This is a genomic window from Nostoc sp. NMS4 (assembly GCF_017115095.1).
Lineage (GTDB): Bacteria > Cyanobacteriota > Cyanobacteriia > Cyanobacteriales > Nostocaceae > Nostoc.
Genome location: NZ_JABXKI010000001.1, coordinates 1 through 7,229, shown reverse-complemented (window position 1 = coordinate 7,229; position 7,229 = coordinate 1). Strand labels below are relative to the sequence as shown.

The window sequence follows — 7,229 nt, the reverse complement described above, 5'->3', positions numbered from 1 at the left end:
TGTTATTCCCAATTTGATGCAGTGGTACGGGCTAGAGGAAGAAGCGGCTGAGTCCTTGGTGACAAGGGAAGGATTAAAAGTTTTTCTCGAAACTACTTTCAATCGTCCCTTTAAGACGCTACAGGATTTTATGGGACTGATTGAATTACCGCCGTTCCCCGTGCGGTCAAAACTTCTCCCTTATCTATTGGATTTTGACTACGCTGCTTTTAATCAAAACCTCAAAAAAGATTTTCAGAAAATTAGCGACCAGAATTACTTTCAGTGGTCAAGACCAGGACATCCGGCTTACGAATATTTATTTGGACAACCAAAAGCACCTCAACATGAAGTACTTTTTTTGGGTGCTTTTCCCAACTCACAGGCGGATGACTATCAAGCACTTGCTCTCAAACATTCTAAGGAACAACCTATTACTGCTGTGATTGGCCCACCGGGAAACGGCAAGACGACACTGTTGTTACATAAGATAGCGCAGCAAGTGGTACGTCGAGCCGTGGACTTGGCAACAACGGGTTCAGATATAAGTAACCTAACTGTGGTAACAAGCACTAACAAATTTGCTGTAAATAACGTTGAGAAAATCTTAGCCAACAACCTGACCTCTGACCGTTTCTACTTATCAGGAGGCTCAAGGGATTTAGTTGACACTCAAGTTTTACCTAGCTTGCAAGCTGCACTCGATTGGTTAGCCAAAGAAACATTTAATTACGATGAATGGGAGTCAACGAAGCAACAATTGTTAGCAGGTGTTCAGCAAATACAAGATCATAGACAGCAAGACGAGCATGATCTTCAACAGAAAAGTGCTGATGAACAATTATTAGATGAGCTATGCCTTGATATACAATCGGTTGAGTCGGCGCTCAAGACTTCTGCATTTGAGTCTTCGTCACCATTAGAATCCGGGAGCGACTACTCTAGGTTTCCAGTAGAAGCCTATCAGCAGATAAAACAACATCTTGGCAGTGCAAGGCGTTCTTTGCCTAGAGTTGATTACTGGCAGCCTTCTGTTAGAGATAACAAATGGTTTGTCAAGCTTTTGCAGACGATTAAACGATTCTGGCACTCGATAACCAAAACCAGCCGTCGTCATGTTCTCAAACGCTTGCACAAACAGATAGAGATGCCTGTGTTGGCGACGCTGGCAACCCCATTTCAATTTCAAATCCCACTGACAACTGAATCTCTCATCGCCGCCCAGCAGAGTGTTGACCAGCTTATTGCAGAAGCATTGAACTGGCAGCAACAACAGAATGGTATTGACAGCACACAACAGCAGATTGAGTCAAGGAAGCAGCAACTCAAAGACCTGATTACTCGCCGTTCTGAAATCGAAAACCGACTCGCTACTTATCCCACCAAAGATTTTTACAGTCGCTTCTACACTGAATTACACTCGCTGCAAGTAGATTTATTTGAATGGTCTTGGCAATTTCAGCAACAAGAAGCTGTTCGACGCAAAGATGAGGTGATGGCTTCCTTTAGGACTTACATTGCATTATTGAATGGCGAATGGGATGCTTTTCGTCAGTTAAGTCATAATTGGAGAAACATTTATCGGGATATCAGCCTGTTGTTTCCGGTGTTTCTTTGCACTTTGCACTCGATCCGCAATTTGTTACCCTATCCCGATAGTGGCTGTATTGACCAAGTAATTGTAGATGAAGCAGGTCAGATTCCGCCGCATCAGGTTTTTCCCGTTTTAGTGCGGTGTAATCGGGCTTTGATTGTAGGCGATCCATTGCAATTGGAGCCGGTTGTTAATTTGAGCGACCAGAAGAAAGAGGAATATCGCAGCAAATCTTTTCTGTCACAGGGACTCACGGATGCAGATTATGACCGCTACAGCCCTACTGCTTCCACAGCTTATCATCGGGCGGCTGGAGCATCAGGACAAATCCAAGATATTGGTCAGGGGATTATCCTTAAATATCATTATCGTTGCGTTCCAGTGATTGCTGATTTTTGCGTTCGCTTGTGCAATTACGGCATGATCATCAAAACTGAGCCTAAAGCTTCTCGCTTGGGTGCTAACCTGATTGCTTGCAATGTGGAAGGGAAGCTGGAGAACAACGTTAATTGGGCAGAAGTTGATGCAGTAGAAGCGTTGATTGAGGAGTTGTTGGGGGTAGGTTATTGCTTCAATTCTCCTGACTCTGACAACACAATTGGCATTATTTCACCTTACCGCCGTCAAGTAGATGCGCTGACTCAACGCTTAAAATCTCGTTGGTCAGATTTTTCCCCCAAGAGCATTGGCACAGTTCACACCTTCCAAGGTGGTCAGAAGTCAGTGATAATTTTCTCGACTCGCCAATGCCAAGCAAGTGATAGTCTCTGGTTTATCAATCGGCGACCTAATTTACTCAATGTTGCTGTGAGTAGAGCGAGAGAATTTTTTATCTTGGTGGGGAATTTGGCACGAATTTCTTCAGGGGGGCATACCAGAGAGTTGGTGGAATATATTAGGGAATTTGGTGAGATTAGATAATTATCGGCTGCGAGTGCATAATAATATAGTGAATAGTCCTGAATTTAACAACCTGCCTGCCATCAAACTGATTCCTCTTAGCAGTGAAACGACACCAGTCTTAATTAAGTAAAAGATATGAAACTGCCTTTAGATTCTTCTCCATCTCAATCTCGGCAGACTAGAGAGCAATTTACTAACCCAGATACTTACCTAGATTATGAATTGGGTAAGGCTGTGCAAGAACTACCACCGCTTTATACAAGATTGGTAGGAATAATTTTAAGTGCAGCAGTATTTGGTGCGATCGCCTGGGCAGGGTTGAGTAAAGTAGATCAAGTGGCTGAGGCTCATGGTAAGCTGATTCCAGGTGATGAAGTGCAGCCAGTGCGATCGCTTAGTGGTGGTAAAATTAAATTTGTCAATCGAGATAAAGTTAAAGAAGGTCAGCAAATACAACAGGGAGACGTTCTAATAGCACTTGACTCAGAAGCCTCCCAAATTGATATTGAAGGGCTAAACCAGCAAGCTGAATCGATTAGGCAAGATATCGAGAGTCGTAGCAAAGCAGCAGAAGAAAGCCAGAAAGCAAGCATTAAGCAGGCGGAAATTGAACTTTCAGGTTTGCGAGTTAATCAAAAAGCCGCCCAACGTGATGTAAATAGGTTGCGTATTCTCAGCGATATTGCTATCCCACGACAAGATTACCTACATGCTCAAGATCAAGTAAAAGACTTAGAAAAAAGTATTGCAGCCAAAGAGCAAAATATCCAGCAACTTAAGCAAAATTATAAAACTGGGCTTGTTTCTGATATTAACAAGAGCCGTCAAGAATTAAAGTCTGTTCAAAGACAACAAAAACAAGCTCAAAATCAACGTAAAAATCTAATTATTTCAGCTCCAATTTCCGGCAAAGTTTATAATATTAAGGTTAACCGAGGTCAGGGGATGGTGCAATCTGGTGAGGATTTATTATCAATTTTACCAGAAGGAAAAGAACTTTTGCTAGAAGTTGATTTACCAAATCAATATAAGGCTTTTGTTCATGAAAAAATGCAGGTAAAGGTTAAAATAGACTCCTTAAATTATCAAGAATTTGGCATCATTGATGGCGAGGTGGTTAATGTTAGCCCCAATGCAGTTCTTAAAGATAAAGATTCGGGCAAACCGGTTTATCCGACCAGAATTAAACTCGATCCAGTCATGCTTAAAAAGCGGGGTTTAGATAAGCAGTTAACTGCTGGGATGACTGCGGAAGGCGATATTGTCATGCGGCGAAAGTCGGTTTTGAGCTTGTTGCTTGAGCCGGTTACGCGGAAGTTTGATGATGTCTTTTCTAGGAAGTGAATCGGCTGGATACGTTATTGTTAGTAGAATTCAGAGCATTGATATGTTGTGTTGGTTGCCTAGTTCTATTTTTGTTGTCTGCTAGGTCTGGAGTCCATAAGTGCCTGACGATAGGCTCTGTATAGTTTGCGGTCTTCTTCCACTTTCATATCAAGCTCCACTTTCATATCAAGCTCTTCTTTGCCATCTTCCACTTTCCCATCACGCTTTTTTTTGCGAGCTTCAAGTATTTTTCTCAAGCGCAAAGTTTGTTCATCACTAAGACGATTTCCAGCGACTTCCACTCCTCGATCGTTAATCTTTACACTTGTTGTAAATCCAGGGACTGACGGCGCATCTTCTGCAAGGTGTGGAAACAACTTACGCACAGTTTGATTTTGAAAGGGGATACCGTCAATTTCCATAGCTCGTTTACTGAATACCTTTATCTTTTCCTGATTGCTCGTTGCCCGGTTAAAAGGTCTAGCTTCTATAGCAAATATCTGTCGTCCACCGTCTTTAATAGTCGTGGTGTGACCTGCCTCTAGGTCACTTCTCAGTGTGAATTTTCCCGTAGCTTGATCGTAGTTACCAACTTTCCCTCCCTCAAACTCTGGGTGCGGTGTTCCTGTTCTCTCACGATGTATTGCTATTCTCTCGCCTATAGCCTCCTCCATGTGTTCCCTGAATCCCCGACGAGCTTTTTTCGATGCGGGATCACTAGTTTTCGCTCCTCCTTTTTGCAGATATGAAGACCGCCATACATCTCCTCGCTCATCTGTGGGTCTCCGTACTACAGGGCTACTTTGACCCCTGGATATTCCATCAGTACCGCTAGCACCAACAGGTTTATTTACCTCTCTAGCTCCAGGATTGACAGGTTTAGCGCCCCTACCCAAGGAACTGACAGCATCACCAGCGTCACCAGTATTAGCATTTAGCCCCCTACCGCCAAGAGGTGTTTTAATTTCACCGCCAGTTTCGACAGATGGGTGATAGAGTACGCCCTGACCTTCCTTGAGACCGTAGTCTTCAAGGGTTGCCGTATGTGCATCGTTCCATACCTGATTTGCTTTATCAGGATCAGTCGCTTGCCAAACATTGCCTCTCATACGGTCTTCGTAGCCTAGTTTCCTATAACGCACAGATTCCCTAAGCTCATGTGAGTAGAAGTTTAAGTCTGCTTCAGTCGGTTTTAACTTACCTGCGGTGATGTCTCTCAGGCGCTGAATTTGTGCCTGATTCTGAGGGTCATAACCAAACCGAGAAAGATGTTGTTCTACCCTGTTTATCCCGTTCGGCTGGATTTTTAGACGATTAGTAGAAAGGTCTAGAATATCTCCTCCACTCCTATCTGGAGTAAAAGGTCGTCCGCTTACTAAGCCTCTATGCGTCCCCCATTCATTAGGTTTATCAAGTGGGCTTGAACCTCTAGCGCCCAATGGTCTACCATCTCTACCAGTAGCAACCGGAGGTTTCCTATCACGTCCCCTACCTCCGCCACCGATATCGAAATGGTGCGGTAGATTCGTAGAGTGCGGTGAATTGCCAAACTTAGTATTACTACCCCTAGCATCCCCTGCATCTCTAGCAGTATTTTGAGTTCTACCTGTGATAGGAATTCTTTTTGGTTCATGAGAACTTCCAGAAACATGGATGGTTGAACTTCCATGTGTGCTGGGCAGACTATTTGAGGTTAAACCTTCCCCAAAAGTTCTAGTACCTATATCACTTCGTGCTGCGGCTTCAGCACTCTCACCTGCAACTTTCGCTGCTGTGCTAACTCTACTAGCTTCAGCAGCCCTTGCTGCTGCTTCAGCAGCCCTTAGGGCTGTTGCTGCTTCAGCAGCCCTTGCTGCTGTGCCAACTTTACTCGCAATTCCTGCTCCTCCAGGTATGAACAAAGAAGCAAGATCAACAACACCTCGACCGACTGCTTGTCCTGGATGACCGCTTTTCCAGTCATCTATGTAGGGCTTGGCAAAAGCACTTCCGAGGTTGAGAAAAGCTTGATTTGTTTCTTGAGGGCGGGTTGTAAAGTTTATCATTGCACCAAGAGGTCCCATAGACTGTACAGCTGGATTTGTTGCAAACGACCACAGTCCCGTACCTGTATCTTCAAACTTTTGGAGAGTTTCTTTTGGTTTAATTGCAAAGTCTGACCCCAAACCCACAGGATTTGTTACGAGCTTCACTACTGGGTTGTTTGCAAGCGAATACAGCCCCTCGCCCATAGCCCCAACCGCTTTAACCCCACCGATTTGAAAGTCTAAATAATGTCCCAATAGACCTAATTTGGGCTGTGTCTTGTCCCACCACTGGTCAACAATCTTGCCCTTATCTTCCCAAGATTTGTTGGTGCTGAACAAGTCTTTGAGTGCATTATTATTGTTCTGTTCTCCTCTAGGAGCGATCGCCTTAGTTGGATTATTGGTAAAGTTGCGCTCTTCTTGGCGAAAAGCCTCAAGTGCCTTGCTTTCTTGAACCGATTGAGGAAGAGGACGGTTGTTAGCGGGTTGCTGTATCACAGGAGCGATCGCCTTGGTTGGATTGTTGATCGAATCCCGCTCTCCCTGGCGGAAGAGTTGCACTGCACTGCTAGAAGATGCCTGAGTTCGAGTCGGCAATCTCGGTGGAGCGCTAGGCTTAGGTTGAATCGGGCGAGGATTGTTGATCGAATCCCGCTCTCCCTGGCGGAAGAGTTGCACTGCACTACTAGAAGATTTTCGATGAGTCTGCTGGAGAGGGTGAGCGATTGGCGAAATCATCCCGTTGCCGGAAATTTTATAGCCCTCTTTTTTAAGTGCCCGTCTATCTTCATCTGGAAGCATCGCTATCAAACTCCAGTCTTAAGTTTTTAGTTTTGTTGTCTTCTAGCTTTTGCTAAAGCCATAAGTAAATCCCTGTCTGTAAATTGTAATATTTTTAATACATACAAAAATCGCTAAAAACAACCGTGAAAATATAGAATTTTTCCTTCTAGTTGCTTCTACCAGCTTTCAATGTATAAATGATTTTGACAAATAATATAGCGGTTCAAGGATTGAATCATTGGATAGCCTACCTTTCTGCTTGGATGGGTAAGAATTTGTGCAATTACGACACCAAGCGTTTCTTACTTTTCCCTTCCTCTGTTTTACCTATACGTAGAAAAAATAGTTGATGATAATTTTTGTTGCGGATTAATACTAGTATCGCAAAGCAGAATTCAAAATTCAACTTTCAAGGTAAATTGAAAGAGCCTCTGTATCGTCTCTGTGGTCAAGGATATATTGACGAAACTCGGCACGGATCATTGATGAAAAATCAGGATTACTCATAACAAATATTCGGGTAAATTACAATTTCTATTTCTTCTCCAGCCATTGCAAACGTCTAGGACTTACGCATTGACAAAAAGGATTATCTATGTAGTCTAGATAATGCCATC

Annotated in this window: 4 protein-coding genes; 2 read left to right on the top strand and 2 right to left on the bottom strand. The window is 43.6% G+C overall.

What is annotated here, in order from left to right; all coding sequences use genetic code 11:
* The coding region (locus tag HWQ37_RS00015; protein ID WP_292742500.1) for a DEAD/DEAH box helicase at nucleotides 1–2,494 on the top strand (2,494 nt) is incomplete at its 5' end.
* A 117-nt stretch (nucleotides 2,495–2,611) separates the two neighbouring features.
* Nucleotides 2,612–3,820 (top strand): putative HlyD family type I secretion protein, encoded by a 1,209-nt coding sequence (locus HWQ37_RS00010; RefSeq protein WP_292742499.1) that lies wholly within the window; start codon nucleotides 2,612–2,614, stop codon nucleotides 3,818–3,820.
* Nucleotides 3,821–3,885: 65 nt separating this feature from the next.
* Here HWQ37_RS00010 and HWQ37_RS00005 read toward each other — a convergent pair whose 3' ends face one another.
* Together HWQ37_RS00005 and HWQ37_RS34790 are read right to left on the bottom strand one after the other, a co-directional pair.
* Entirely contained in the window at nucleotides 3,886–6,630 is a 2,745-nt protein-coding gene (locus tag HWQ37_RS00005) for a hypothetical protein (RefSeq protein WP_292742498.1), read from the bottom strand.
* Between the two features lie 384 nt (nucleotides 6,631–7,014).
* Nucleotides 7,015–7,119: a DUF6887 family protein gene (locus HWQ37_RS34790; RefSeq protein WP_465249651.1), complete on the bottom strand. Its 105-nt coding sequence runs from the start codon at nucleotides 7,117–7,119 to the stop codon at nucleotides 7,015–7,017.
* Nucleotides 7,120–7,229: the final 110 nt, after the last annotated feature.